A 26,043-nucleotide genomic window follows, 5' to 3' on the forward strand; every position below is an offset into this window, starting at 1 on the left:
CGCGAAGAATCCACCCCTGCCCTGCCGCCCAACCCGATCGAACAAACTATCCTTCTGGTAGGTCAACCTTTAGGCGCGTCATCGCCAGATGACAAACCCGAAGACGATCCCGGAGGGATGCTGATCGTGCACATCGCCGACATCACCATGTTCTACGCCCCGGCCAGCGGCGGCGTGCGGACTTACCTCGACGCCAAACACCATCGCCTCGACGCGCTTGCGGGCGTACGCCACAGCCTTCTGATCCCCGGCCCCAGCGCCAGCCATGCCGATGGCATCTACCAGGTCCCTGCACCGCCCCTGCCTTTCGGCAACGGCTACCGCTTCCCGGTGCGCCTGGCGCCCTGGTGCAACGTGCTGCGCCACCTCAAGCCCGACCTGATCGAAGTCGGCGACCCTTACCTGACTGCCTGGGCGGCGCTGGAAGCCCGGCGCAAACTGGACGTGCCAGTGATCGGCTTCTACCACTCCGACCTGCCACTGCTGGTGAGCAACCGCATGGGTAACTGGTTCACACCGAATGTCGAAGCCTATGTGAGCAAACTCTATGGCAATTTCGACCGGGTGCTGGCGCCGAGCCTGGTGATGGCCGACAAACTGCGCCGCCTCGGCGTGCGCGACGTGCACGTGCAGCGCCTGGGTGTCGACCTGCAGACCTTCCACCCTGACCGGCGCGACCCGCAACTGCGGGCCCAGCTGGGCATCGCCGATACCAGCCGCCTGCTCATCTATGCCGGGCGAGGCTCACGGGAGAAGAACCTGCCCGTGCTGCTCGAATGCATGCAACACCTTGGGCAGCCCTACCACCTGTTGCTGGTCGGCTCGAACATGCCGGCCAGCGTGCCCGGGAACGTCACCGTCATCGACCATTTCCGCCCGCCGCAAGAAGTCGCCCGGCTGATGGCCAGCGCCGACCTGCTGGTGCATGCCGGCGACCAGGAAACCTTCGGCCTGGTCATCCTCGAAGCCATGGCCAGTGCCACGCCGGTGGTCGCGGTTCGCGCCGGGGCGTTCGGCGAAATCGTCAACGATCAGTGTGGCCGCCTGTGCCCGGCCAATGATGGCCGGGCGATGGCCTTGGCGGTGCGCGAAGCGTTCGAAGCCGGCGTGCGCAAGCTGGGTGCCCAGGCTCGCCGCCATGTGGAGCAACATTATTCATGGGACAACGTGGTCTGCGGCCTGCTGCAACACTACCAGGCAGTGCTCGGCCACCAACCTCAGGTCCGCGCCCATGGCTGAGGCCGCTACCGCCTCGGGCAGCCTGATGCTGGTGCTGCACGATGTGGCGCCCGAGACTTGGCCGGACTACCAGCCGTTCGTGCAGGCCGTGGACGAGATGGGTGACGTGCCAATGACTTGGCTGGTGGTGCCGGACTTTCATCACCGCAACCCGCTGACCCGCTCACCAACCTTCTGCCGCCTGCTCGAACGGCGCCTGGCGCAGGGTGACGAGCTGGCCCTGCACGGCTTTTACCACGCCGACGATGGGCCCACCCCGCGCAGCCTCGGCGAGTACTTCATGCGGCGCATCTACACCCACGAAGGCGAATTCTATGCCCTGGACCAGGCCCAAGCCCTGCAGCGCCTGGAACGAGGCCTGGCGCTGTTCGCCGGGCAAGGCTGGCCAGTGGCCGGGTTCGTCGCCCCGGCCTGGCTGATGAGCCAAGGCACCCGGCAGGCACTGAGCCAGCTCCCCCTGCGTTACACCAGCACGCCCCGGCACCTTTACCGCTTGCCGGACTTCACCGCGTTCGAGGCGCCGGGGCTGGTATGGAGCGCACGCAGCGCCTGGCGCCGGGGGCTGTCGAAGGTGGTCTGCGACTGGCAGTGTCGGCGCTGGCGCAGCGCTGACACCCTGCGTCTGGGTTTGCATCCTGTCGACATGCGCCACCGCTCATCGCGCAATTACTGGCTGCACACCCTCGATCACTTGCTGCAGCAAGGCCGGGAGCCACTGACCAAGTCGGCGTGGCTGGAGCGCCAGGTGGGCGCATGAACCGCTTCGGCTGGCTCGCCCTGGCACTGGCTGGCGCCCTGCTGGTGCCGGCTTGGCTCGGCGGCGACGAACTGCTGCCCAGGCTGGCGGCCTTCGACACCCGGTTATTGCTGGCCCTGCTCGGCATGATCCTGCTGTGCTGGCTGATCAATGCCATGCGCCTGCGCCTGCTGCTCGGCCAGCAGGCGGCGCAGCTGGGTCGGGTGCGCAGCCTGGGCGTGGTGATGGCCACCGAGTTCGCCATCTGTACCACGCCTGGCGGCAGCGGCGGCCCGATCACCCTGATGGCCCTGCTCGCCCGTGACCGCATCGGGCCGGCCCGTAGTGGTGCGGTATTTGCCATGGATCAGTTGAACGACCTGCTGTTCTTTTTCTGCGCGATGCTGGCGATTGCCGGTTATGCCCTGTTCCACAGCCTCGGGCGCAGTCAGCAAAGCATGTTGCTGGGCAGCGCTTTGCTGCTGTGTGCAGCCCTGACCATGATCGTGGTACTGCTGCGTTATCGCCGGGCTGTGATGCGCTTCAACGGGCGCCTGCTGCAACGCCTGGGCATGCCCGCCAGGCGCAAACGCCGCTGGGCCCGCAAGGTTCTGCATTTCATCGACGCCCTGGCACAGACCTGGCAGCTGCCCAAACGCACCCTGGCGCTGGTGTTCACCCTCACCTGCCTGCACTGGAGCCTGCGCTACAGCGTGCTGTACCTGGTGCTGCAGGGACTGGGGGTGGAGCTATCGTGGATCCCGAGCTTCCTGGTGCAGATGCTGTCGCTCAGCGCCGGGCAATTCAGCCTGCTGCCAGGTGGCGCTGGTGCCGCCGAGCTGACATCAGCCAGCCTGCTGACGCCGCTGGTGGGCAGTTCGACAGCCGCAGCGGCGATCTTCATCTGGCGGGCGATCACTTACTACTTTTATCTGCTGGCGGGCGGGCCGGTGTTTTTCTGCCTGCTGGCGCGTCCGTTGCTGGAGCGCTGGCGGGGTCAGGCGGGTTGAGCTGGCGCCACAATTGGGCGGCATCGGGGAAGTCGGTACCGTCGTCGTCGCTCAACGCTTCGGGGTCGTAGCGGGCCAGGCAGCCTTCGCCGAGGGTGGGTGGGGATGAGGCTGTGGGCTGGTTACGCTTGGCCATAAGTGACTCCCGTTAACGAGGGTGCTTCACGCCCCTGTGGGAGCGAGCGTGCCCGCGAACACCGGCGAAGCCGGTGCCATCCATCGCACCGCCTGATTGGAGGGCACGCCCGCTCCCACAAGGGCTGCTGCGCAGCCCCACTGACTATCAGTCGAATACCACGGTCTTGTTGCCATGCACCAGTACGCGGTCTTCCAGGTGATAGCGCAGGCCACGGGCCAGAACCATCTTCTCGACATCACGGCCGAAGCGGACCATGTCTTCGATGCTGTCGGCGTGGCTCACACGCACCACGTCCTGCTCGATGATCGGGCCGGCGTCCAGCTCCTCGGTTACATAATGGCAGGTCGCACCGATCAGCTTCACGCCACGCAGGGCTGCCTGGTGATACGGCTTGGCGCCGACGAACGATGGCAGGAAGCTGTGGTGGATGTTGATGACCTTTTCGGCATAGTCCTGGCACAGTTGCGGCGGCAGGATCTGCATGTAACGCGCCAGCACCACCACGTCAGCCGCGTGCTCCTGAACCAGGCGCGACACTTCGGCAAAGGCCGGGGCCTTGTCCTTGGGGTCGACCGGCACGTGGAAGAACGGAATACCGTGCCACTCGACCATGCTGCGCAGGTCGTTGTGGTTGGAAATCACGCACGGGATCTCGCAGTCCAGTTCATCGGTGTGCCAGCGGTGCAGCAGGTCAGCCAGGCAGTGCGATTCGCGGCTGGCCATCAAGACCACACGCTTCTTCTGCGCCGAGTCGGTAATACGCCAGGTCATGGAGAACTCTTCGGCGATCGGCGCGAAGGCCTCACGGAACGCCTCGATACCGAATGGCAGCGATTCGGCGCGGATTTCATGGCGCATGAAGAACCAGCCGCTCTGTTCATCAGAGTGGTGGCTGGCTTCGTTGATCCAGCCATTGTACAAGGCCAGGAAATTACTGACTTTCGCCACGATGCCAACACGGTCGGGGCAGGCGATCACCAGACGATAGGTGCGCATGAATTAAGACTCCAGAACTTCGCAAAGGCGCTCATTCTAGCGGCCCGACCAGAAAAACGCAGTAATCATCGCGCCCGCCGGCAATGATATGCCCGGCCACCGTGGCCGTGAGCCCGGCGGCTACAGCCTGATGACAACCAGGCCGAAGTCCAGGGCCTTATGTAAAATTTTCTTAATCTTGAGATATTTTGTCACAGGGCTAATAACAGTTAAGTACTGAATAATATGTTTACTTGAGAGTATCGCCTGTCTATTATTGCCTCACACATTTCTGAACACGCATTAAAGGAACACTCCATGTCCCTGATCAACGAGTACCGCGCTACCGAAGAAGCCATCAAGGAACTTCAGGCCCGCCTGGCCAACCTGTCGCAGGATGACAAGCTGAAGAAAGAACTGGAGTTCGAAGGCAAACTGCGCAACCTGATGGGCGAATATTCCAAGTCGCTGCGCGACGTCATTGCCCTGCTCGACCCAGAGTCGAAACTGAGCAAAGGCCCACGCGGTGCAGCGAAACCTGTTGCTACCAAGCGTGCGCGCAAGGTCAAGCAATACAAGAACCCGCACAACGGTGAAGTGATCGAAACCAAAGGCGGCAACCACAAGGCCCTGAAAGAATGGAAAGCCAAATGGGGCGGCGACGTGGTTGAAAGCTGGGCGACCCTGCTGGACTGATTGTCCGCAGCAACGCTGCTACATATACCAACAAGAACGCCGGCATGATGCCGGCGTTTTTGTTTGTTCATTCAACACTGATGGCAAACTGCTCAGCCAAGTTGCGGGCATGCGCCTGCCACGCCTCCAACACCCGCCGTCCGGCCTCGTCGGCGCTGGCCCAGGCGCTCAGCCTGGCCTGCTCGAAATCCCCCAGCGTGTTCGGTGCGCCCCACTGCGGTTCGCTCAGGCGTTGCTGGCAGAAGCCATACCAGCGTTGACGCTCTTCGCTGTTCAGGGTCTGCGGGAAGTTACGGGCGCGATACCGGAACAGCAACTCCGGCAGGCGCGGATCATCGAACATCCAGTGGCCATGCGCTAACTGGGCAGGGTCCAGCGTACGAACTTGCTCGCACAAGCGACGGTCGCGATCACCGATGAAACCGTCATACAACTGCTGTTCCGGGTCTTCCACCGCAGCGAAATCTTCCTTGCCATAGATAAACTCCAGCTTGTCTTGCCACAGCGCCTGTTGCTTAGCCAGTTGTTCAGCACGTGATTGCACCTGTGGCAAATCGATGCCCAGTCGCTGCTGATCGGCAGGGCGCAATACCGAAAGCGGAGCCACTACGGGGCAGCGATTGATCTGCACCAACTTGAGCGGAACCGGTAATTGCCCCTCGGACAATTGTTCATGCCGCGTGTACAAACGCTCGCGCAGTACCTCGGCACTTTCCCTTATTAACGGTAGGGTTTCCTGGTGCAGGTCGCACACAATCAGTGCATTGCGATTACGCGGGTGCCAGGCCAACGGCAAGACCACGCCCAGATAATTACGCGCCGCAGAAAAGCGCCCGGATATATGCACCATCGGCTGCAACAGGCAGATCTGTTCCATCACTTTGTGCTTGCTGCGCAACTGGAACAGCCATTCGTACAACTTGGGTTGTTTCTGCCTGATCAGGCGTGCCAAAGCAATGGTGGCCCGTACGTCGGAAAGCGCTTCATGGGCATGCCCGTGGTCGATGCCATTGGCCTGGCTGAGCAATTCCAGGCGCAGGCTGGTGCGCCCGTCCTGTTGTGGCCAGACGATACCCTCCGGGCGCAGGGCATAGGCAGTGCGCACCACGTCGATCAGGTCCCAGCGGCTGTTGCCGCCCTGCCACTCGCGGGCATAAGGGTCGAAGAAGTTGCGGTACAGGCTGTAGCGGGTGACTTCATCGTCAAAACGCAGGGTGTTGTAGCCGGCGCTGCATGTGCCGGGGCGCGCCAGTTGCGCGTGCACCCGGGTCATGAACTCGGCTTCGCACAAGCCCTGCCTGGCGAGTTGCTCGGGGGTGATGCCAGTGACCAGGCAGGCCGCCGGGTGCGGCAGAATATCGTCCGAGGGGCGGCAGTAGAGGTTGATCGGTTCTTCGATCTCGTTGAGTTCGAAATCGGTGCGCACACCTGCAACCTGCAGCGGCCGGTCGCAGCGCGGGTTGATGCCTGTGGTTTCGTAGTCGTGCCAGAAGATGCTGGAAGTCACGGGGTCGTCCTGTTTCAAGGTCGACCGATTCTAGCGGAGACAGGCTCAGGCGGAAGCGTTGGCGGGGCGGAAACTGAAATAGTCGCGCAGCGAGCGGACGAATTCATCGTATTCGCGCGGCGCCTGCAACAGCATGAAGCCAGAATCGTAGTGGCCCGGGGTCTGGTCTTCCCGGCACCACAGGCAGCTGGCGGTCAGGTTGATGAACTGAAACCCGCCACCCGCCAACGGCAGGCGCAATTGCAGTTCAAAGTCCGGCCCGACCAGCACGGGTAGCGAGCTGATCAGCATGATGCCGTCTTCGGAGGCATTGCCCAGCTGACCGATCGGCTGATCGGTGAAACGGTTGTAGACCGTCAGCACACAAGGCAACTGATGGCGTTCGATATGGCGCTGGATGAACATGATAGCGAGTGCAGTCCTGTACCTGGTGCCAGGAATGCGAGGTACTGGCGGTTGCTGTAACGACTGAGTTACAGATTAGCGCAGCAGCCCGGGCAAATCCCGTGAAATTAAAGACACCTTGGTGTTAACGCCAAGTGGGGGTAGTCACCGGGTTGGTCACTGCCGCCTCCCCACCCCGGTAGTGACCGAGCTTCTGCAGGGTGTCCAGGCGCGCCTTGGCGCGATAGGCGTATTCATTGCCCGGGTACTGCTGGATCAGGTACTCGTAGGTTTGCGCGGCATCCACATAAAGCATGTCACGCTCAAGGCATTGACCGCGCAGCAGCGACACTTCCGGGTGGATGAACGGCCGCGCACGGCTGGTGCGGTCGACCTGCGACAACTCCAGCATGACCTTCGAACAGTCGCCCCGGTCATAGGCGCGGTAGGCGTTGTTCAGGTGGTGGTCCATGGACCAGCGGGTGCAACCGACGGTGCTGGCCGCCAGGGCAATGATGATCAGGGCGCGCATGGGGTATCTCCTTTGATGCCAGTGTATCGGCCATTGCCGGCAAATCTTCACAGCGTTTTGCAAGGATACTCCCACCCGTTCAAATGCCACCCTGCATCGGCCGCAGGTAGTGCAACGGAACAATGACTACAGCGCAATTGAGGAGTAGCCTTTCGCTGCGCTTCACTATAGGAGTCTGTGCATGAGCATCCGCCGTACCAAAATCGTCGCCACCCTTGGCCCCGCCAGCAACTCGCCGGAAGTGATCGAACAGCTGATCCTTGCCGGCCTGGACGTGGCACGCCTGAACTTCTCCCACGGCACGCCGGACGAGCACAAGGCACGCGCCCGCCTGATCCGTGACATCGCCGCCAAGAACGGCCGCCATGTCGCACTGTTGGGCGACCTGCAGGGTCCGAAGATCCGCATCGCCAAGTTCGCCAACAAGCGCATCGAACTGAAGATCGGTGACAAGTTCACGTTCTCCACCGCCCACCCGCTGACCGAAGGCAACCAGGACATCGTCGGTATCGACTATCCCGACCTGGTCAAGGACTGCGGCGTCGGTGACGAACTGCTGCTCGACGACGGCCGCGTGGTCATGCGCGTCGAGACCGCCACCGCAGATGCCCTGCACTGCGTGGTGATCATCGGTGGCCCGCTGTCGGACCACAAAGGCATCAACCGCAAAGGTGGCGGCCTGACCGCTCCGGCCCTGACCGAAAAAGACAAGGCCGACATCAAGCTCGCCGCGGAAATGGACCTGGACTACCTGGCCGTCTCGTTCCCGCGTGACGCCAGCGACATGGAATACGCCCGCAAGCTGCGTGACGAATCTGGCGGCAGCGCCTGGCTGGTGGCCAAGATCGAACGCGCCGAAGCCGTTGCCGACGATGAAACACTCGACAAGCTGATCCTCGCCTCCGACGCCGTCATGGTTGCCCGTGGCGACCTGGGTGTGGAAATCGGCGACGCCGAGCTGATCGCCATCCAGAAGAAGATCATCCAGCACGCCCGCCGCAACAACAAGGCGGTGATCGTCGCGACCCAGATGATGGAGTCGATGATCCAGAACCCGATGCCGACCCGCGCCGAAGTGTCCGACGTGGCCAACGCCGTACTCGACAACACCGATGCGGTGATGCTGTCGGCCGAAAGCGCCGCAGGTGCCTACCCGATCGAAGCCGTACAGGCCATGGCGCGTATCTGTTCCGGTGCCGAAAAGCACCCGACCAGCCAGAAGTCCAGCCACCGCCTGCACACCACCTTCGAGCGCTGCGACGAAAGCATCGCCCTGGCGGCCATCTACACCGCCAACCACTTCCCGGGCGTGAAGGCGATCATCGCCCTGACCGAAAGCGGCTACACCCCGCTGATCATGTCGCGCCTGCGTTCGCACGTGCCGATCTTCGCGCTGTCACCGCACCGCGCCACCCAGGCCCGCGCCAACATGTTCCGCGGCGTCTACCCGATTGCCTTCGACCCGGCTTCGCTGCCGGCCGACAAGGTCAGCCAGGCGGCCGTCGACGAGCTGCTCAAGCGCGGCCTGGTGGAGCAAGGTGACTGGGTAATCCTGACCAAGGGCGACAGCTACCACACCATCGGTGGCACCAACGGCATGAAGATCCTCCACGTCGGTGACCCGATGGTCGGTTGATCTGCTCCAAATGGGGCCGCTTTGCGGCCCAATCGCGACACAAGGCCGCTCCTACAGGCGATTGCATTTCCCTGTAGGAGCGGCCTTGTGTCGCGAAAGGAGGGCAAAGCCCTCCCTGCTCATTCAGGCATGCTCGACGAACACATCGGCAAACACCTGCCCCCGCGGCACCCCGGCAATGAACAGCCGCCGGGCAAACCGCTCGACACTCCCCGGCGCCCCGCACACCAGCGCCACTGTCTGCCGCGATGACGGCCGCAACCCCGCCAGCGCCTCCTCCATCTGTTCCGCCAGTACCAGCTCGACCGTCACCCCCTGCAGTTGCATCAGCGACTCAGCCATGTAGTGCCCTGCGTTGTCCCGCGCCACATGCATTACCCGGATATCCGCTTGATGCCCCTGGCGCAACGCTTCGCGCAAGATGCCCCATAACGGCGCCAGGCCAGTGCCCGCTGCCAGCAGCCAGAGCGGCCGCGCCTGCCAGTCCGGGTCGTAATGCAGCGCCCCGCCCCGCAACTCGCCCAGGCGCAACTCGTCGCCCACCTGCAACCCACGCGCCTTGTCGCAAAAGGCACCGGGATGCTGGCAATCGATATGAAACTCGAGGAAGTCATCCTCCCCCGGCAAGCTGGCAAGTGAGTAAGGCCGGGCAACAGCGCCATTCCACAACACCACATGCTGCCCCGCCTGATAACGCAGCGCCCGCTCCGGTCGCAGCCGCACGCGCAGCACATCGCCAGACCAGTCGACCGCGCACACCTGCGCCGGCACCCCGTCCTGCTGCGGGTCGAACACGGCCACCCGCAGGTCCTCTACCACCTGGCACTGGCAGGCCAGGCGCCAGCCCAGGGCATGTTTGTCGAGCGCCAGGGCCTCGGGCAAGGCGTCCGCCGGCTGCCCTTCCAGGCAATGCACCAGGCAGGCGTGGCAACTGCCGGCACGGCAGCTGTAGGGCACATTCAGCCCGGCACCGTTGAGGGCATCGAGCAGGTTGCTGCCGTTCGGCACCGCCCAGCGGCGCTCGCCCACGCAAAGTTCGGGCATGGTAAGTCTGTCTCCGTCGATCATCGAGTCACTGTATGCCAAGCGCGCATTGGCAGCAAAAAGGATGCCTGCCAGCTGCCGACCATGGTCCTGACCACACGCAGGTGTTTCGCGCGGTGAGGCGCGCTATACTGCCGCGCCCTTTTGCGTCGGCCAGCCTGCCGGCGCGCCTTGCAAGGCGCTTCGACACGCTGGTCGGCACCGTCGAGCGTCTTTTTGAATGTTCCCGTCTTTAAGAGGAGCGCGCTGCATGACCGTGATCAAGCAAGACGACCTGATTCAGAGCGTCGCCGACGCCCTGCAATTCATTTCGTACTACCACCCCGTCGATTTCATCCAGGCGATGCACGAGGCCTACCTGCGTGAAGAGTCGCCTGCGGCACGCGATTCGATCGCCCAGATCCTGATCAACTCGCGCATGTGCGCCACTGGCCACCGCCCGATCTGCCAGGACACCGGTATCGTGACCGTGTTCATCCGCGTGGGCATGGACGTGCGCTGGGACGGCGCCACCATGAGCGTCGACGACATGATCAACGAAGGTGTGCGTCGCGCCTACAACCTGCCTGAAAACGTCCTGCGCGCTTCGATCCTGGCCGACCCGGCCGGTGCCCGCAAGAATACCAAGGACAACACCCCGGCCGTCATCCACTACTCCATCGTCCCTGGCGACAAGGTCGAAGTGGACGTTGCAGCCAAAGGCGGCGGCTCGGAGAACAAGTCGAAGATGGCCATGCTCAACCCGTCCGACTCGATCGTCGACTGGGTGCTGAAGACCGTTCCCACCATGGGCGCTGGCTGGTGCCCGCCTGGCATGCTCGGCATCGGCATCGGCGGTACCGCCGAGAAGGCTGCGGTCATGGCCAAGGAAGTGTTGATGGAGTCCATCGACATCCACGAACTGAAAGCCCGTGGCCCGCAAAACCGCCTCGAAGAGATCCGCCTGGAGCTGTTCGAGAAGGTCAACCAGCTGGGCATCGGCGCCCAGGGCCTGGGCGGCCTGACCACGGTGCTCGACGTCAAGATCATGGACTACCCGACTCACGCCGCCTCGCTGCCGGTGTGCATGATCCCGAACTGCGCCGCCACCCGTCACGCCCACTTCGTGCTCGACGGCAACGGCCCGGCCGAGCTGGAAGCGCCGTCGCTGGACGCCTATCCGGAAATCGTCTGGGAAGCCGGCCCAAGCGCCCGTCGCGTCAACCTCGACGACATCACCCCGGAAGAAGTCGCCAGCTGGAAACCGGGCGAGACCATCCTGCTCAACGGCAAGATGCTCACCGGTCGCGATGCGGCCCACAAGCGCATGGTCGAGATGCTCAACCGCGGTGAACAACTGCCGGTAGACCTCAAGGGCCGCTTCATCTACTACGTCGGCCCGGTCGATCCAGTCGGTGACGAAGTGGTAGGCCCAGCCGGCCCGACCACCGCGACCCGCATGGACAAGTTCACCCGCCAGATCCTTGAGCAGACCGGCCTGCTGGGCATGATCGGCAAGTCCGAGCGTGGCCCGACCGCGATCGAAGCGATCAAGGACAACAAGGCCGTGTACCTGATGGCCGTGGGTGGCGCCGCCTACCTGGTGGCCCAGGCGATTCGCAAGTCGAAGGTCCTGGCCTTCGCCGAACTGGGCATGGAAGCGATCTACGAGTTCGAGGTCAAGGACATGCCGGTGACCGTCGCCGTCGACAGCAACGGTGAGTCGGTGCACATCACTGGCCCTGCCCTGTGGCAGAGCAAGATTGCCCAGAGCCTGGCAGTCGAAGTGAAGTAAACCTGCTGTAACGGCGGCGCCTGCTTCGCGGGCACGCCCGCTCCCACAAGTACAGCTCAAGCCTGAAGGCTACGCTGTATCTGTGGAGCGGGCGTGCCCGCGAACAGGCGACGCCGCTCTCACAGAAGCCTCTCGAACTGTTCCGGCCAGTCCCTGCGGGTAAACACTTGCCCCTCCTGCCTCACCCGCCGCACTTCCTCAAGATCCACCTCACACACCAGCCACTGGCTGCTCACCGGGCTCATCGCCCCACTCAGCGCAACCACCCCGTCCCCCGGCATCCCATGATCCGGCGGAACGAACAGCCCAGCCCGGCCGATGTTCTCATCCAGTGCCGGCGACCAGGGCGCCACCCCTACCGTCGGGCTTTGCAACACGGCTACCTGGTTTTCCAATGCCCGTGCCTGTGCGCCAATGCGCACCCGGTGGTAACCCGCCTCGGTGTCGGTACAGCTCGGCGCCAGGATCAGGTCGGCACCACCTTCGGCGAGGCGCCGCGCCAGCATCGGGAACTCGTTGTCGTAACAGATCAGGATGCCCAGGCGCCCAAGATCAGTGTCGAACACCTGCAGCCCCTCCCCGGCAGCAATGCCCCACTGCTCCCGCTCGAAGCGGGTCATCATCAGCTTGTCCTGATAACCGAGTTTGCCCTTTGGGCCGAACAGCCAGGCCCGATTACGGTACTGCCCATCCAGGTCGAGCACCGGCAGGCTGCCCGGCTGCAGGTAGATGCCCCAGCGCCGGGCAATCCCTTCGCACAGCGCCAGCCACGGCTCGATGAGCGGCTGGATGCCGGCGATCGAAGCCTTGAGGTCACCCCGCTGCTCGGCCGGCAACTGGCCGCTAAGCACCAGCCCGGCGTATTCCGGCAACAGCAGCAACCGGGCGCCCGCTTCCACCGCCTCGGCGCACAAGGCCTGCAGATGGTCGGCATAGGCATCCCAGGTTTCATGCAACTCGATGGCGTACTGGCAAGCTGCGAGACGAATCAAATCGGCAGCTCCTTGGTCCAGAACGACAGGATCTTTTCCGAGCTTTCCTGCTCGTCCAGGTCGCGCCAGGCATAGCGTGTGCGCAGGGAAGGGTCGTGCAGGAAGCCACGATTGCGCCAGAACCCATGCAGCGGCTTGTAATCCGCAGGCCGGCGCGGGTGTCCTCCCGGTCGCTCGACGGCACAGAACGCGCAGAAGTCGAACTCGGCCAGCTTGTGGGCATAGGATTCGCGCTCGATGAAGAAGCGCACGCCCAGGCCGCGGCCACGGTACTCGGGCAGCACCAGTGACTCGCCGAAGTAGTAGACGCTGGCCGGGTCGCGCCCCAGCGCCAGGAACGGCTGCTGGAACTCCGGGGCTACGTCCACCAGCGGCAGGGCGGTCGAGGCGCCAATGACCTGGCCGGCATCCAGGGCCAGCACCACCAGGCTGCGCCCGGAACGGGCATAGCTGGCCAGGTAGTCGGCCTCGTACTCCGGGGTACCGTCGTACAGATAGGGAAACTCGCGAAACACGGTCAGGCGCAGGCGAGCGAGGTCATCGATGTAGGGCGCGATAGCGGCGCCGTGCAACAGGCGTATTTCCATGCTTGGCGGTCGTTTTGTCGATGTGGATGACGCGCTCGGCTAAGCCGGGCTTGAGGGGAAACCCTATCATCCGAGCCAACGCACCGCCTTTTCCCTACACGACAGGTATTGTTCCATGACCGCTACCGAACTGGTAAATGCTTACTACGCCGCCTTCAATGCTGGCGACATGCCGGCCTTCCTGGCACTGCTCAGCGAAGACGTGATCCACGACATCAACCAGGGCGAGCGGCAGATGGGCAAAGCCAGATTCGCTGCGTTCATGGACAAGATGAACCGCTGCTACCGCGAGCGCCTGGCCGACATCGTGGTGATGCAGAACGCCGACGGCAGCCGGGCGGCTGCGGAATTCACCGTGCATGGCCAATACCTGGCCGACGACGAAGGGCTGCCGGCAGCCAATGGCCAGACCTACGTGCTGCCGGCGGGGGCCTTCTTCTACATTCACTGCGGCAAGATTGCCCGGGTGACCAATTACTACAACCTCAACGACTGGGTCGAGCAAGTCGGTTAAGCGATCCGGGTACCCAGTACCTTGAGGAAAGCGGCCAGCCATGCCGGGTGCGCCGGCCACGCCGGCGCGGTCACCAGGTTGCCATCGACGTGCGCCTGGTCCACCGCGATATCGATGAACGTGCCACCGGCCAGGCGTACTTCCGGCGCACAGGCCGGATAGGCACTGCACTCGCGCCCTTCCAGCACACCCGCCGCCGCCAGCAACTGCGCGCCATGGCACACTGCGGCAATCGGCTTGCCCGCCTGGTCGAACGCCCGAACCAGTTCCAGCACCTTCTCGTCCAGGCGCAGGTATTCCGGCGCACGGCCACCCGGGATCAGCAACGCGTCGTAACCCTCGGCCCGCACCCGCACGAAATCATAGTTGAGGGCAAAATTGTGCCCGGGCTTTTCGCTGTAGGTCTGCTCGCCTTCGAAATCATGAATCGCCGTGCGCACGGTCTGCCCTGCGACCTTCTCCGGGCACACCGCATGCACCGTGTGTCCGACCATGCTCAGGGCCTGGAACGGCACCATGGCCTCGTAGTCTTCGACATAGTCGCCCACCAGCATGAGAATCTTCTTCGCCGTCATCGCACCCACTCCTTCGATTGCCTTGGACAGTCACTGCACGATAGCCGCTCTCAGTCGCGCCGGTCGAGCAAGTTGACCACCAGCCGGTCCAGCCAGCCCCATACGCGCTGCTTCACCCGTCGCCACAGCGGGCGGGCATGCCAGTGGTGAAGGTCGACAACCTCGCTCAAGGCGAAATCACGCTCGAAGCTGGCCTGCACGGCAGCCGTCAACGGCGGGTCCAGGGCCTCGATGTTGGCCTCCAGGTTGAAGCGCAGGTTCCAGTGGTCGAAATTGCACGAGCCAATACTGACCCAGTCGTCGATCAGCACCATCTTCAGGTGCAGGAAGCACGGCTGGTATTCGTAGATGCGCACCCCGGCGCGCAATAAGCGGGGGTAATAGCGATGCCCGGCATAACGCACAGAAGGGTGGTCGGTGCGTGGCCCGGTCAGCAGCAGCCGCACATCGACGCCTTTGCTGGCGGCGCGGCGCAACGACCGGCGCACGCTCCAGGTCGGCAGGAAATAGGGCGTGGCCAGCCAAACCCGCTGTTTGCCACTGTTGATCGCCCGCACCAGCGAATGCAGGATGTCCTGGTGCTGACGGGCGTCGGCATAGGCCACTCGGCCCATGCCTTGGCCCTGCACCGGCACCCTTGGCAGGCGCGGCAGGCCAAAGCCTTCAGCCGGGCGCCAGGCGGTGCGGCGGTTGTTGGCTTGCCACTGGCGATCGAACAGCAACTGCCAGTCGCTCACCACTGGCCCTTGCATCTGCACCATCACTTCGTGCCAGGCGCTGGCCGGCTCACCTGGCGTCCAGAACTCATCGGTGACGCCCGTGCCGCCCACCACCGCCCAACGTTCGTCCACCAGCAAGAGCTTGCGATGGTCGCGATACAGGTTGCGAAATCCCCGCTTCCAGCGCAGGCGGTTGTAGCAGCGCAAGTACACCCCGGCTTCCACCAGGCGCTGGCGCAACGCTGCGGTAAAGGCCAGCGAGCCGTAGTCATCGAACAGGCAACGCACGCGTACGCCACGCAAAGCCACCTGCTCCAGCGCCTCTACCACAGCCTCGGCACATGCACCCGCCTCGACCAGATACAGTTCGAGGTCGACCTGGAACTCGGCGCGCATGATCGCCTGGAGCATGCGCGGAAAGAACTCGGGGCCGTCGATCAGCAGTTCGAACTGATTGCCACCCCGCCATGGGAAGACCGGCCCCGACATGTCAGCGGGCGTTGAAGATCAGTACCGCATTGACCGGTACCGACGGGTTGATGGATTTCAGCTTGGCGAACGTGCGCAGGCTTTCCAGCCCCGGCAGCAGGCCGAAGTCCGAGGCCCGCAACACCAGCGGTTCGAGGGTCACCACCTGAAAGCGCCGCTCATCCAGGCGAGTGGCCAGCAACAGCGCGTTATAACTGTGCGACTGGCCATGCAGGGTGACCGTCAGCGGCAGGCGCAGCTCGATTTGTGCGCCATCGGCCAGGTCGTTGATCGGCCGCAGGTCGATCTGCGCCTTCACGTTCGCGTCGGCGAAGCGCTGCACCTCGAACAGGTTGTCGCGCATCTGCTCGTCACGCAGCGGGATGCCACTGCTCACCGAGTCCATCTCGATACGCAGCGCTGCCGCACCTTTGCGGTCGACGCTGCCGTGCAAGACCAGGAAGCGATGCACCTCGGCAGTGTCCCCGTTCTTGCCGGTGACGAACGACAGGCGTGAGGACTCGCCATCGAGGTGCCAGTTGGCGTGGGCGGGCAGGCACAAAGCCAGCAGCAGGGCAGGCAGGATACGGGGCAGCTTGAACATGGCAGGTCTCGTGAAACTTGACCGCCAACCTTACCCGCCCGTCCTCATGGCAGCAAGCGGCAGCCCGCCTGCGCGCCCTGCCAGACCGCCTGGTTGCGCTGGCCAAGGCCTTCGGCGCGGACACGCCGCTGTGGGCCGTCTTCCTCCAGCCGGCTCAGGGGCAACCATTGCTTCACATAACCCCGGCAATAGGCTTCGTCGAAGCCCATCACGAAGCGGCACGAGCAGTACTCCTTGGCCGAATAGGCCGAGAGGATGCCCGGGAAGTCCGCCAATGCCTGGCGCTCCAGCCATGCCCAGCCAAGCAAGGCGACGATCATCAGCAACAGCACGCGCTTCATGCGCCCTCCCTGGTCAGTGCTGCGAGCACCCGCTTGAGCAGTTCGTTATGGCGGTAGCTGCCGTCGCGGTCATCGGCATAGCGCACGATCACCAGCTTCTGCGACGGCACGATATACAACGCCTGGCCCCAGTGGCCGAGCGCCGCATAGGTATCGGTCGGGGCGTCGGGCCACGGTGTCGGGCTTCCTGCCAGTGGCAGGTTGAGCCACCAATGGCCGCCCGGGGTGGGTTCACCGGCTACTGCGGCGGCCTGGGTGAACGCTGTGCGGTTGAACGCAACCCAGCTTGCTGGCAACAGCGGGTGCCCTTGCCAGCGACCATCGCGTTGCATCAACAAACCGATGCGCGCCAGGTCGCGGGCACTGAGGTAAAGGTAGGAAGAGCCGACGAACGTCCCCTCGCCATCACGCTCCCACACCGCGCTGTCGATGCCCAGCGGGGTGAACAGCGCTTGCCAGGGGTAGTCGGCATAGGTACTGGCATCGAGCATGCCGCGCAGTGCGGCAGCCAGCACATTGCTGTCGCCGCTGGAGTAGAGAAAGCGCTGGCCAGGCTTTTCGGCACTGGCGCGGGCAGCGGCATAAGCCGCCATGTCGTCGCGCCCGCGGGTATAGAGCATGGCCACCACCGAGGACTTCAGCGGTGCGTACTCGTAGTCTTCCTGCCAGTCCAGGCCACTGGCCCAGTGCAGCAGGTCGGCCAGTTGCACATCAGGGTGGGCCTGCATCGGCGGGTAGAAGCGTGCGGCCGGGTCCTGCAGCTGGAAGCGGCCTTCACCCTGGGCCACGCCGAGCACGGTGGCCAGCACGCTCTTGCTGACCGACCAGGTCAGGTGCGCGGTATTGGCGGTGGTGGGGGCGTTGTAGCGTTCATGGAGGATGCGACCGTCACGGATGATCAACAAGGCGTCGGTGCGGATGCCGCTGCGCTCGCTGGCGTTGCGCTCCGGAAAAGCGTAGGCATCGACGGCTTGCCAGTCGAGGGCGGTGTCGTCTACTGGCCAGTCCGGTTCCGGCCAGACCTCGGCCCAGGCGGGGCACACAGCCAATGCAAGACTCAGAAGCAGTGCTTTCATCGTTATCGCCCAAGTGTGGGCTGCGAAGCGGCCCCAGGATCCAAAAGGTCCCCCAGTTTTTCAGGCTTTCATGACAGCCCTGCTGCCAACCAGGCCTTGGCCAGGCGCTTTTCCCGCGCCGCAGTGGCCAATGCAAGCACCCCCTGATCGCGCTGCCAAAGTTGCGCCCACTGCTCCGGCCCTGCCAGCAGCGCCTTGTCGATTGCCCCGCGCAGCTCCTGAAACTGCGAAAACAATCCCCCCAGCAGCAGGTGGCAGCCGACGCTGTCAGCGCACTGTCGGCTACCCTCGGCACATGCCGCCAACAGCCCCAGTAGACGCAGGCGCAGCTCCTGCGGCCAGCCACACTCCTGCCCTACCCCGTAAAGCCAGGCGGTCAGCGCCGCGAGCACGTACAAGTCTTCCAGCGAGCGGAACGGTTTGACGTAAGCGTCCCAGCCATCGCCAGCCAGCAGCTCGCACGCCGCGTCCTGCAAGTGCAGGCGACCATGTCCGACTTCGGGCATCAGCGGCAGGGTCGGCAATGCGTCCAGCGTAACCCCGGCCTCCCCCGGGTAGACCACCGCCAGACTCAGCCGCGGCGCTTCACCCAGCGCTTCGCTGCGTGCGGCCACCAGCAGCCACTCGGCATCCAGGCCGGCGGTGACGAAATCCTTGGCGCCATTGAGGCGCAAACCGACCAGCCGGGTATGCATGTCTGCCGGGCGCACGCTGCGCCGCTCGGTGGCGCACAGCGCACCCAGGCTGGCCGGTGCGCTGGGCCAGAGCACGCGCAAGGCAGCTTGGTAACCGATGAGGAACGCCAGGCCTGGCGTGGCCATGGCGCGGCCGCCCAGCACCGCAAGTTCGAACGGGGCTACCGCGCCAAGGCGTTCGAGCTGCGCGGCATAGGCCTCGCCCAAAGTGCCGGAAAGGGGCTGGCGGAGGGGGTCGTTGAGTCGTTGCAACCAAGCCATCGGACGCTCCTTCAAGGGGGCTGTCGGGGTGTGTCATGCAAGCATCACCAAAGGTTCACAGGGGTGACACCGCGCCTACCTAGGCTGACTTTGCACAACAAAGCCGACCGGCCGCAACCTTTCATGGCTGGCTTATGGAGACTCGTAATGACTCGGATCGCTCACTCTGGCGACAACAGCACTGAACGCCGTCTGCAAGCCGAACGCCTGGTCGGCGCTGCGGCCCTGCAGGAAGCCCAGGCCCTGCGCTACAAGGTGTTCAGCGCGGAGTTCAAGGCCAAGCTCAAAGGCGCCGAACTGGGCCTGGACATGGATGACTACGACGTACATTGCCGCCACATCGGCGTGCGCGACCTGAGCACTGGCGAGTTGGTGGCCACCACGCGCCTGCTCGACCACCAGGCAGCCAGCAGCCTGGGGCGCTTCTACAGCGAAGAAGAATTCAGCCTGCATGGCCTGCTGCAACTGCAGGGCCCGATTCTCGAACTCGGCCGCACCTGCGTCGCCGCCAACTACCGCAACGGCGGCACCATTGCCGTGCTTTGGGGTGAGCTGGCGGAGGTGCTCAACGAGGGGCGCTACAGCTACCTGATGGGCTGCGCCAGCATCCCCATGCAGGACGGCGGCATGCAAGCCCACGCGGTCATGCAGCGCCTGCGCGAGCGCTACCTGTGCACCGAGCACCTGCGTGCCGTGCCGAAGAACCCGCTGCCCAGCCTGGCCCTGCCGAACAACGTGATCGCTGAAATGCCGCCATTGCTCAAGGCCTACATGCGCCTGGGCGCAAAAATTTGCGGCGAGCCGTGCTGGGACGAGGATTTCCAGGTCGCCGACGTGTTCATCCTGCTCAAGCGCGACGACCTCTGCCCGCGCTACGCCCGCCACTTCAAGGCAGCGGTGTGATGCCTGGCCTGCGGGTAGTCGCCCGCCTCTGGCGGCTGCTGCTGGTATTGTCGCTGGGCATGCTCATGGCCGGTGTCATTGCCGGGGGCGAACGCTTGGGCATCAAGGCTTCGATCGAGCTTCGCCAGCGCTGGTCCTGCTGGTTCATGAAACGCCTGGTCGCCGCCTTGCCCTTCGAGGTACGGGTAATCGGTGAGCTGCCAAAACAGCCAATGTTGTGGGTCAGCAACCACGTTTCCTGGACCGACATTCCCCTGCTCGGCATGCTGCTGCCGCTGTCGTTCCTGTCCAAGGCCGAAGTGCGTCACTGGCCGGTGGCCGGCTGGCTGGCGGAAAAGGCCGGCACGCTGTTCATCCGCCGCGGTGGCGGCGATGGCCAACGCCTGCGCGAACAGATCAGCGAGCAACTGGGCCAGGCACGGCCACTGCTGATCTTTCCCGAAGGCACCACCACCGACGGGCGCCAGTTGCGCACCTTCCACGGTCGTCTGCTGGCCGGGGCCATCGACCAGGGCGTGGCAGTGCAGCCGGTGGCCATCCAGTACTTGCGCAATGGCGAGGCGGACCCGATTGCGCCATTCATTGGCGACGATGACCTGGTTTCACACCTGATGCGCTTGTTTGCCGAGCCACGGAGTGAGGTGTGCATTCACCTGTTGAAGCCGATTGGCAGCGTCGAGAAGGAACGTGCGGCGCTGGCATTTCAGGCGCAACAGGCGATTCACATGGCGTTGTTCGGGGCTGAGGAAGTGGCGGTGATGCCTCGGCGTCAGGCACGCGCTGCTTGATTCATGGATTGCCTGCACTGGCCTCTTCGCGGCTAAAGCCGCTCCCACAGGTACATTACAATTTTCGAGCCTGTGGTGATCCTGTGGGAGCGGCTTTAGCCGCGAAGAGGCCTGCACAGGCAGCACAAGACTTAGCTATCAAAACGCCTCGCTGCAGCAAACGTCTGCAGCTGTGGATAGAACGCTCTGAAATCCGCCAGCAACGGTTCATACAACCGCTCCAGCTCATCCATCACCCCGGCCATTCCTTGCGGCCGCGACAATCGTCGGGCAATGCCGTTGAACACCTGCTCCAGCGCGGCAAAATCGCCATACGCCCCCAGCCAGTCATCCGCTGCCATGAACGGCGCAATCCGCGCCAGCCGCCCCGGCAACTCGGGCTCGGCCAGCAACACCCGGTAGAAATCACCGGTGAACTGCACCAGCGGCTGCTCAGCGTAATCCCCCCAGTGCCGCGCCAGGCAATGGTCGAAAAACACATCCAGGACGATCCCGGCAAAGCGCCGTCGCTCCCGCGGAAAACGCGCCAGCGCTGCCAGCACCAAGGGGTGCTGGTCGGTGTAGCTGTCGATATGCCGATGCAGCCGGATGGCCGCCTCCAGCGCAGGCGGAAAGCGCCCCTCCAGCGAGCCTTTGACGAAGTCGCCATACAGGCTGCCAAGCAGTTGCTGCGGCGCCGGGCCGCCCAGGTGCAGGTGTGCAAGGTAGTTCATGGGCGCAGTCTAGCACTCCCGGCCCGTATATCGTTATAACGCGATATAGCGATTCGCGCCAAGCTCAGAACTTCTTCATATTTGTATATCGCGAAATAGCGATGTTAGTTTCGCCATATCGCGATACACCGCTACAGCACGAGCCTCCATCCATGCCCCTCGATCTCGACGAAATCATAAAAGCACTGGCCCACCCGGTCAGGCGAGAAATCCTCAGCTGGCTGAAAGACCCGGCAACGCAATTTCCCGACCAGTACCACAGCACCGAGAACGGTGTCTGCGCCGGGCAGATCGACCAGCGCTGCGGGCTGTCGCAGTCGACCGTCTCTGCCCACCTGGCCACCTTGCAACGGGCCGGCCTGATCAGCAGCCAGAAGGTCGGCCAGTGGCACTTCTTCAAACGCAACGAAGCCACCATCGAGGCGTTCCTCGAACAACTGCGCCAAGCGCTTTGACAAGGCAGGTAACCGTTATGACCACGCTTTTCGATCCGATCCAACTGGGCGACGTACAACTGCCCAACCGCATCATCATGGCCCCGCTGACCCGCTGCCGCGCCGACGAAGGCCGCGTGCCCAATGCGCTGATGGCCGAATACTACGTGCAGCGCGCCAGTGCCGGCCTGATTCTCAGCGAAGCGACATCGGTCAGCGCGATGGGCGTCGGCTACCCCGACACGCCCGGCATCTGGAACGACCAGCAGGTGCGCGGCTGGCATAACGTCACCCAGGCCGTGCACGGCGCTGGCGGGCGCATTTTCCTGCAGCTGTGGCACGTTGGCCGTATCTCCCACCCCAGCTACCTCAATGGCGAACTGCCCGTAGCGCCCAGCGCGATCCAGCCCAAAGGCCACGTCAGCCTGGTGCGCCCGCTGAGCGAGTACCCGACCCCCCGCGCCCTGGAAACCGAAGAGATCGCCGACATCGTCGAGGCCTACCGCAGCGCTGCCGAGAATGCCAAGGCCGCCGGTTTCGACGGCGTGGAAATCCACGGCGCCAATGGCTACCTGCTGGACCAGTTCCTGCAGAGCAGCACCAACCAGCGTACCGACCAGTACGGCGGCTCGCTGGAAAACCGTGCGCGGCTGCTGCTGGAAGTGACCGATGCAGCTATCGACGTGTGGGGCCCAGGTCGCGTCGGCGTGCACTTGGCACCACGTGCCGATGCCCATGACATGGGCGATGCCGACCGCGCCGAGACCTTCACCTACGTGGCGCGCGAACTGGGTAAACGCGGCATTGCCTTTATCTGCTCGCGGGAGAAGGAAGCTGACGACAGCATCGGCCCGCTGATCAAGGCGGCATTCGGTGGCCCCTATATCGTCAACGAACGCTTCGACAAGGCCAGCGCCAACGCTGCCCTGGCGGCGGGCAAGGCAGATGCGGTGGCGTTCGGCGTGCCGTTCATAGCAAACCCAGACCTGCCGGCGCGGCTGGCGGCGGATGCTCCGCTGAACGAGGCACATCCGGAGACGTTCTATGGCAAAGGGCCGGTGGGCTACATCGACTATCCGCGCCTGTAACCGAGCTCGTCGGGGGCCGCAAAGCGGCCCCCGGCAGGTTCAAGGCCGGGAATTGATCTGCTGCTGCAGGTTCTGAATCTGACTTTGCAGGGTATTGAAGTTGCGCGTGGTCTGCCCGCGGAACGCATCGAACTCTTGCACCGTCGCGCCACTCGATGACGCCGTGCGGTTTTCCATCTGGGTCTTGAGCACCAGCACATCCTGCTCCAGGCTTTCCACTGCCGCTTTCTGGTTGCCCTGCTTTTTCAATGCGGCCACTTCATCGCTCAGGTTCTTCAGTTGGCCATCGAGCTTGCCGCCATCCACTTGCCCCGACTTCAGCGCCGCCAACTCAGCATTCACGGCCTTCAACTGGGCCTGCAGTTGCGTCTGCAACTCGGTCACCGCTTTCTGCTGCTCACGGGTATCGGCCAGCACCTGCTCCAGGCGCTTGCCCAGGTCACCCGCCTGCCCGGCCACACCTTGCTGCTGCTTGCCCTGCTCGGCCAGGCTGGCCTGCAACTGACGGATCTGCAGCTTCAATGCTTCGCTGCCGGTGGCAGTCGATGACTCGCTGGCATCGACCTTGCCGCTGATGGCCTGCAAACGCCCGGCAGCTTCTTCGCTGATCCGCGCGAAGCTTTCCTGGGTGGCCACCAGTTGCTGCTCCATCAGCGAGATCTGCTGAAAGCTCCACCAGCCCAGCCCTGCCAAAGCGATCAACGACGCGCCCAGCAATGCCCACAGTGGCCCATTGCTGGCGGGCCTGGCGGCCTTTTGGCGGCTGCGCGCGACGTGCGCGGGCAGCAACTCGTCGTCGTCGGGGGTACCCGCCCGCAAGGTAGGCACATCATCGAAATCGTCGTGGGGATCGTTACGCATAGGTGGCTTCAACCGCGGTGGTAGCAAAGAGACATGAGTATAAACCGCTCGTGCGGCGCACTGATGACCATCATCTGTCGATCGGGTTCACTGGCCCGGCGGTTGATGCTTCCACCAGGCACAGAATTCATCCAGCGCGGTCCACAGGCTGACCTTGGGCTGATAATCCAGATATTGACGGGCGCGGCTGATGTCCAGGGTGAAATCACGGCTCATGACCTGCATGCCCAGCCGCGACAAAGTTGGCTGCGGGCGCCCGGGCCACAGCATGCAGGCGGCTTCGTTCAGCGCCGCAAGGCTGTAGGCCAGGCCGTAAGGGCGGTAGCGGGTAACCTGCGGCAGCTGCATCTGGCGCATCACGTAGTTGACCACGTCCCACAGCGGCAGCGGCTGGCCATTGCTGATGTTGTAGGCCTGGCCCAGTGCACGGTCTTCGGCGAACAGCGCGCTGAGCAGCGCCTCGTTGAGGTTGTGCACGCTGGTGAAGTCGACCTTGTTCAGGCCGTTGCCGATGATCGCCACACGGCCCTTGCGCTGCATCTGCATCAAGCGCGGGAAGATACTTGCATCACCGGCCCCGGTAACGAAGCGTGGCCGCAGCGCCAACACCTCCAGGCCGAACTCCTGGGCCCCGAAGACTTTCTGCTCGGCGATATGCTTGGTTTGCGCATAGTGGTCGTGAAAACGACGCGGCACCTGGTCTTCCCGGATACCCAGGCGCGAACGCCCATTGAAATAGATCGACGGCGACGACAGGTGCACCAGGCGCCGCACATGCTCCTTGAGGCAGCCCTCGACGACGTTTTCCGTGACCACCACATTGCCTTGATGGAAGTCCTGGTAGCGCCCCCAGCTGCCCACTGCCCCCGCGCAATGCACCACCGCCTCGACGCCTTGGCACAGGCGGCGGGCCAGTTCCGGGTCACCCAGGTCGCCAGGGATGAACTGTGCACCACGTTTGACCAGGTGCTCCACGCCTTCGGCGCGCCGGCCGCTGACCCGCACAGCCAGGCCTTGCTCCAGGGCAAAGCGCGCAAAACGCCCGCCAATGAAGCCGCTCGCGCCGGTGACCAGAATTTGCATGTATGACTCCGCCTTGATTTCAGATGCAACAGACGCCAGCCGCCGCTACAAGGGCACCAGCCAATGCCGTGCCGTGTGCCGCAGGTGTTCGGTCAGTTGCGCGAGCAGGTGCCCGCCGTTGCGCCAATGATGCCAGTACAACGGCACATCGATGGGGGTATCGCTGCAGATTTCCACCAGTTGGCCATTGGCCAATTGCTCACGAGCCTGCAATTCAGGCACCAGACCCCAGCCCAGACCGGCTTCGGTCATGCGCAGGAAACCTTCGGACGACGGGCATAAATGGTGCAGGAAGCCGTCCTCGATCCCCAGCGAAGCCAGGTAACGGTGCTGCAGGAAATCGTCTGGCCCGTAGACGATGGCCGGCGTGCGGGCCAGCCGTTGCGCCGCGAAACCCTGCGGGAAATTCCGCGCCATGAACCCTGGGCTGGCGAGCGCCCGATAGCGCATGGCGCCTAGGGGCAGGCTGCGTGCGCCAGCCACTGGCCGCTCGCTGCCGCACAGGCAGGCCGCCACTTCGCCCGCACGCATGCGCTTGAGGCCAACCTCCTGGTCTTCAACCACCAGGTCGGTCAACAGCTGATGCTCGGCGCAGAATGTGCCTACTGCACCGGCCCACCAGGTCGCCAGGCTGTCGGCGTTCAGGGCGATGCGCAGACGCTCGGGCATGCCTTCCTCGTCCAACGCTGGCACCTGGCGTTGCAAGTCACGTTCGAGCAGCCGTACCTGCTGCACATGGTTGAGCAGTTGCCGGCCGACTTCGGTCGGGCTCGGCGGTGCAGCACGCACCAGCACCGGTTGGCCGACCCGCGCTTCGAGCAGCTTGATGCGTTGCGAAATGGCCGACTGAGACAGCCCAAGCACCTGCGCGGCACGTTCGAAACCGCCTTGCTCGATCACCGCCGCGAGGGCAGCCAGCAGCTTGTAGTCGAACATCGATTTTCCTAATGATGGATCAGCGTTATTTGTTTTTCTTATACAGCCTCACTCGCCACAATATCCAGCATCTTGTTTGGAGTATTCGCCATGTGGCAAAGCTATCTCAACGGCATGCTGGTGGCCTTCGGCCTGATCATGGCCATCGGTGCACAAAACGCCTTCGTCCTCGCCCAGAGCCTGCGCCGCGAGCATCACTTGCCGGTGGCTGCGCTGTGCATCGTATGCGACGCGATCCTGGTGGCGGCCGGGGTGTTCGGCCTGGCCACGGTGCTGGCGCATAACCCGACGCTGCTGGCGATCGCCCGCTGGGGCGGCGCAGTGTTCCTCATCTGGTACGGCGCCAAGGCCCTGCGCAGCGCTTTCTCCAAGCAGAGCCTGCAGCATCAGGAAGGCCAGGGCATGCGCTCGCGCCGGGCGGTACTGCTGAGCGCACTGGCGGTTACCCTGCTCAACCCGCACGTGTACCTCGACACCGTGCTGCTGATCGGCTCGCTCGGTGCCCAGCAGACGGCCCCAGGTGCCTACGTGGCCGGGGCGGCCAGCGCATCGCTGCTGTGGTTCTCGACGTTGGCGATCGGCGCCGCTTGGCTGGCGCCATGGCTTGCCCGGCCAGCGACCTGGCGCATGCTCGACCTGATGGTGGCGGTGATGATGTTCGCTGTGGCTGCGCAGTTGGTGTTCAACTGACCTCGGACTTGGCACAACATTTTCAGCGCCTGTGAAATCGAGC

The 26,043-nt window shown here is 63.9% G+C and carries 30 protein-coding genes; 12 read left to right on the forward strand and 18 right to left on the reverse strand.

Annotation, left to right across the window (positions count from 1 at the left end; translation table 11 throughout):
• The first annotated feature begins 117 nt into the window (after window positions 1–117).
• From APH33_RS10485 to APH33_RS10495, 3 genes are read left to right on the forward strand one after another with little or no spacing between them, the layout of a single operon-like run.
• On the forward strand, window positions 118–1,239 hold the full coding sequence (locus tag APH33_RS10485; RefSeq protein WP_054885060.1) for a glycosyltransferase family 1 protein: 1,122 nt from the start codon (window positions 118–120) through the stop codon (window positions 1,237–1,239).
• A complete protein-coding gene (locus APH33_RS10490; RefSeq protein ID WP_054885061.1) occupies window positions 1,232–1,996 on the forward strand; it encodes a DUF2334 domain-containing protein in 765 nt (254 codons plus the stop codon). Before APH33_RS10485 ends, APH33_RS10490 begins: the two co-directional genes overlap by 8 nt.
• Window positions 1,993–2,985 carry a lysylphosphatidylglycerol synthase transmembrane domain-containing protein gene (locus APH33_RS10495; protein WP_054885062.1) on the forward strand — a complete coding sequence of 331 codons (993 nt, stop codon included), beginning with the start codon at window positions 1,993–1,995 and terminating at the stop codon, window positions 2,983–2,985. The genes APH33_RS10490 and APH33_RS10495 overlap by 4 nt, the downstream gene beginning before the upstream one ends.
• Here the strand turns inward: APH33_RS10495 and APH33_RS27960 are convergent.
• Both APH33_RS27960 and purU read right to left on the reverse strand, forming a co-directional pair.
• Window positions 2,891–3,121 carry a hypothetical protein gene (locus tag APH33_RS27960; RefSeq protein WP_082433544.1) on the reverse strand — a complete coding sequence of 77 codons (231 nt, stop codon included), beginning with the start codon at window positions 3,119–3,121 and terminating at the stop codon, window positions 2,891–2,893. The genes APH33_RS10495 and APH33_RS27960 overlap by 95 nt on opposite strands.
• 147 nt (window positions 3,122–3,268) lie before the next feature.
• A complete protein-coding gene (purU, locus tag APH33_RS10500) occupies window positions 3,269–4,120 on the reverse strand; it encodes a formyltetrahydrofolate deformylase (RefSeq protein WP_023378897.1) in 852 nt (283 codons plus the stop codon).
• 297 nt (window positions 4,121–4,417) lie between these two features.
• Here purU and mvaT point away from each other — a divergent pair, with 297 nt between their 5' ends.
• On the forward strand, window positions 4,418–4,795 hold the full coding sequence (gene mvaT / locus APH33_RS10505; RefSeq protein WP_054885063.1) for a histone-like nucleoid-structuring protein MvaT: 378 nt from the start codon (window positions 4,418–4,420) through the stop codon (window positions 4,793–4,795).
• Window positions 4,796–4,862: 67 nt separating this feature from the next.
• Here the strand turns inward: mvaT and sbcB are convergent, their stop codons facing one another.
• From sbcB to APH33_RS10520, 3 genes are all read right to left on the reverse strand, one after another.
• Window positions 4,863–6,302 (reverse strand): exodeoxyribonuclease I, encoded by a 1,440-nt coding sequence (sbcB, locus tag APH33_RS10510; RefSeq protein ID WP_054885064.1) that lies wholly within the window; start codon window positions 6,300–6,302, stop codon window positions 4,863–4,865.
• Between the two features lie 45 nt (window positions 6,303–6,347).
• The gene (locus APH33_RS10515) at window positions 6,348–6,707 is read right to left on the reverse strand and encodes a PilZ domain-containing protein (protein WP_054885065.1); all 360 of its coding nucleotides are present in this window, start codon (window positions 6,705–6,707) and stop codon (window positions 6,348–6,350) included.
• A 124-nt stretch (window positions 6,708–6,831) separates the two neighbouring features.
• Window positions 6,832–7,218 carry a hypothetical protein gene (locus tag APH33_RS10520; protein ID WP_054885066.1) on the reverse strand — a complete coding sequence of 129 codons (387 nt, stop codon included), beginning with the start codon at window positions 7,216–7,218 and terminating at the stop codon, window positions 6,832–6,834.
• 181 nt (window positions 7,219–7,399) lie between these two features.
• Here APH33_RS10520 and pyk point away from each other — a divergent pair, with 181 nt between their 5' ends.
• Entirely contained in the window at window positions 7,400–8,854 is a 1,455-nt protein-coding gene (gene pyk, locus APH33_RS10525) for a pyruvate kinase (protein WP_054885067.1), read from the forward strand.
• Between the two features lie 123 nt (window positions 8,855–8,977).
• Here the strand turns inward: pyk and APH33_RS10530 are convergent, their stop codons facing one another.
• Window positions 8,978–9,898, reverse strand: a complete 921-nt coding sequence (locus APH33_RS10530) for an iron-sulfur-binding ferredoxin reductase (RefSeq protein WP_054885068.1) — start codon at window positions 9,896–9,898, stop codon at window positions 8,978–8,980.
• Between the two features lie 250 nt (window positions 9,899–10,148).
• Here APH33_RS10530 and APH33_RS10535 point away from each other — a divergent pair, with 250 nt between their 5' ends.
• Complete coding sequence (locus APH33_RS10535; protein ID WP_054885069.1) at window positions 10,149–11,672, forward strand: fumarate hydratase; 1,524 nt, start codon at window positions 10,149–10,151, stop codon at window positions 11,670–11,672.
• Between the two features lie 119 nt (window positions 11,673–11,791).
• On the opposite strand, the gene APH33_RS10540 is transcribed toward APH33_RS10535, so the two are convergent.
• Window positions 11,792–12,664 carry a carbon-nitrogen hydrolase family protein gene (locus APH33_RS10540; protein WP_054885070.1) on the reverse strand — a complete coding sequence of 291 codons (873 nt, stop codon included), beginning with the start codon at window positions 12,662–12,664 and terminating at the stop codon, window positions 11,792–11,794.
• A complete protein-coding gene (locus APH33_RS10545) occupies window positions 12,661–13,251 on the reverse strand; it encodes a GNAT family N-acetyltransferase (RefSeq protein WP_054885071.1) in 591 nt (196 codons plus the stop codon). The genes APH33_RS10540 and APH33_RS10545 overlap by 4 nt, the downstream gene beginning before the upstream one ends.
• 115 nt (window positions 13,252–13,366) lie before the next feature.
• Between APH33_RS10545 and APH33_RS10550 the strand changes: the two genes are divergently transcribed.
• Window positions 13,367–13,765 carry a nuclear transport factor 2 family protein gene (locus APH33_RS10550; RefSeq protein WP_054885072.1) on the forward strand — a complete coding sequence of 133 codons (399 nt, stop codon included), beginning with the start codon at window positions 13,367–13,369 and terminating at the stop codon, window positions 13,763–13,765.
• Here the strand turns inward: APH33_RS10550 and APH33_RS10555 are convergent.
• The 6 genes from APH33_RS10555 to APH33_RS10580 all read right to left on the reverse strand — a co-directional run bounded on the left by APH33_RS10555 (window position 13,762) and on the right by APH33_RS10580 (window position 18,504).
• Entirely contained in the window at window positions 13,762–14,340 is a 579-nt protein-coding gene (locus APH33_RS10555) for a DJ-1/PfpI family protein (RefSeq protein ID WP_054885073.1), read from the reverse strand. The two genes, APH33_RS10550 and APH33_RS10555, sit on opposite strands and share 4 nt — an antisense overlap.
• A gap of 50 nt (window positions 14,341–14,390) precedes the next feature.
• A complete protein-coding gene (locus APH33_RS10560; RefSeq protein ID WP_054885074.1) occupies window positions 14,391–15,548 on the reverse strand; it encodes a phosphatidylserine/phosphatidylglycerophosphate/cardiolipin synthase family protein in 1,158 nt (385 codons plus the stop codon).
• Window position 15,549: 1 nt separating this feature from the next.
• The gene (locus APH33_RS10565) at window positions 15,550–16,131 is read right to left on the reverse strand and encodes a YceI family protein (protein WP_054885075.1); all 582 of its coding nucleotides are present in this window, start codon (window positions 16,129–16,131) and stop codon (window positions 15,550–15,552) included.
• A gap of 44 nt (window positions 16,132–16,175) precedes the next feature.
• Window positions 16,176–16,472, reverse strand: coding sequence for a hypothetical protein (locus tag APH33_RS10570; protein ID WP_054885076.1), 297 nt, complete (start codon window positions 16,470–16,472; stop codon window positions 16,176–16,178).
• Complete coding sequence (locus APH33_RS10575) at window positions 16,469–17,548, reverse strand: serine hydrolase (RefSeq protein WP_054885077.1); 1,080 nt, start codon at window positions 17,546–17,548, stop codon at window positions 16,469–16,471. The genes APH33_RS10570 and APH33_RS10575 overlap by 4 nt, the downstream gene beginning before the upstream one ends.
• A 68-nt stretch (window positions 17,549–17,616) precedes the next feature.
• Window positions 17,617–18,504 carry an acyl-CoA dehydrogenase gene (locus APH33_RS10580; protein WP_054885078.1) on the reverse strand — a complete coding sequence of 296 codons (888 nt, stop codon included), beginning with the start codon at window positions 18,502–18,504 and terminating at the stop codon, window positions 17,617–17,619.
• Between the two features lie 147 nt (window positions 18,505–18,651).
• On the opposite strand from APH33_RS10580, the gene olsB reads away from it, so the two are divergent.
• The gene (olsB, locus tag APH33_RS10585; RefSeq protein WP_054885079.1) at window positions 18,652–19,407 is read left to right on the forward strand and encodes an L-ornithine N(alpha)-acyltransferase; all 756 of its coding nucleotides are present in this window, start codon (window positions 18,652–18,654) and stop codon (window positions 19,405–19,407) included.
• Window positions 19,407–20,195, forward strand: a complete 789-nt coding sequence (locus APH33_RS10590) for a lysophospholipid acyltransferase family protein (RefSeq protein ID WP_054885080.1) — start codon at window positions 19,407–19,409, stop codon at window positions 20,193–20,195. The genes olsB and APH33_RS10590 overlap by 1 nt, the downstream gene beginning before the upstream one ends.
• Window positions 20,196–20,326: 131 nt before the next feature.
• Here the strand turns inward: APH33_RS10590 and APH33_RS10595 are convergent, their stop codons facing one another.
• Complete coding sequence (locus APH33_RS10595; protein ID WP_054885081.1) at window positions 20,327–20,908, reverse strand: ACP phosphodiesterase; 582 nt, start codon at window positions 20,906–20,908, stop codon at window positions 20,327–20,329.
• Between the two features lie 152 nt (window positions 20,909–21,060).
• Here APH33_RS10595 and APH33_RS10600 point away from each other — a divergent pair, with 152 nt between their 5' ends.
• Together APH33_RS10600 and APH33_RS10605 are read left to right on the forward strand one after the other, a co-directional pair.
• A complete protein-coding gene (locus APH33_RS10600; RefSeq protein ID WP_054885082.1) occupies window positions 21,061–21,363 on the forward strand; it encodes a helix-turn-helix transcriptional regulator in 303 nt (100 codons plus the stop codon).
• Between the two features lie 17 nt (window positions 21,364–21,380).
• Window positions 21,381–22,430 carry an alkene reductase gene (locus APH33_RS10605; protein WP_054885083.1) on the forward strand — a complete coding sequence of 350 codons (1,050 nt, stop codon included), beginning with the start codon at window positions 21,381–21,383 and terminating at the stop codon, window positions 22,428–22,430.
• Window positions 22,431–22,469: 39 nt separating this feature from the next.
• Here APH33_RS10605 and APH33_RS10610 read toward each other — a convergent pair whose 3' ends face one another.
• The 3 genes from APH33_RS10610 to APH33_RS10620 all read right to left on the reverse strand — a co-directional run bounded on the left by APH33_RS10610 (window position 22,470) and on the right by APH33_RS10620 (window position 25,310).
• Window positions 22,470–23,291, reverse strand: a complete 822-nt coding sequence (locus tag APH33_RS10610; RefSeq protein ID WP_054885084.1) for a hypothetical protein — start codon at window positions 23,289–23,291, stop codon at window positions 22,470–22,472.
• Window positions 23,292–23,378: 87 nt separating this feature from the next.
• Window positions 23,379–24,374 carry an NAD(P)-dependent oxidoreductase gene (locus APH33_RS10615; RefSeq protein ID WP_054885085.1) on the reverse strand — a complete coding sequence of 332 codons (996 nt, stop codon included), beginning with the start codon at window positions 24,372–24,374 and terminating at the stop codon, window positions 23,379–23,381.
• 45 nt (window positions 24,375–24,419) lie between these two features.
• Window positions 24,420–25,310 (reverse strand): LysR family transcriptional regulator ArgP, encoded by an 891-nt coding sequence (locus APH33_RS10620; RefSeq protein WP_054885086.1) that lies wholly within the window; start codon window positions 25,308–25,310, stop codon window positions 24,420–24,422.
• 90 nt (window positions 25,311–25,400) lie between these two features.
• Between APH33_RS10620 and APH33_RS10625 the strand changes: the two genes are divergently transcribed.
• Window positions 25,401–26,000, forward strand: coding sequence for a LysE/ArgO family amino acid transporter (locus tag APH33_RS10625; RefSeq protein WP_054885087.1), 600 nt, complete (start codon window positions 25,401–25,403; stop codon window positions 25,998–26,000).
• The last annotated feature ends 43 nt before the right edge of the window (window positions 26,001–26,043 follow it).

It is taken from the genome of Pseudomonas sp. NBRC 111130, assembly GCF_001320485.1.
In the GTDB taxonomy this organism is placed as follows: Bacteria; Pseudomonadota; Gammaproteobacteria; order Pseudomonadales; family Pseudomonadaceae; genus Aquipseudomonas; species Aquipseudomonas vlassakiae.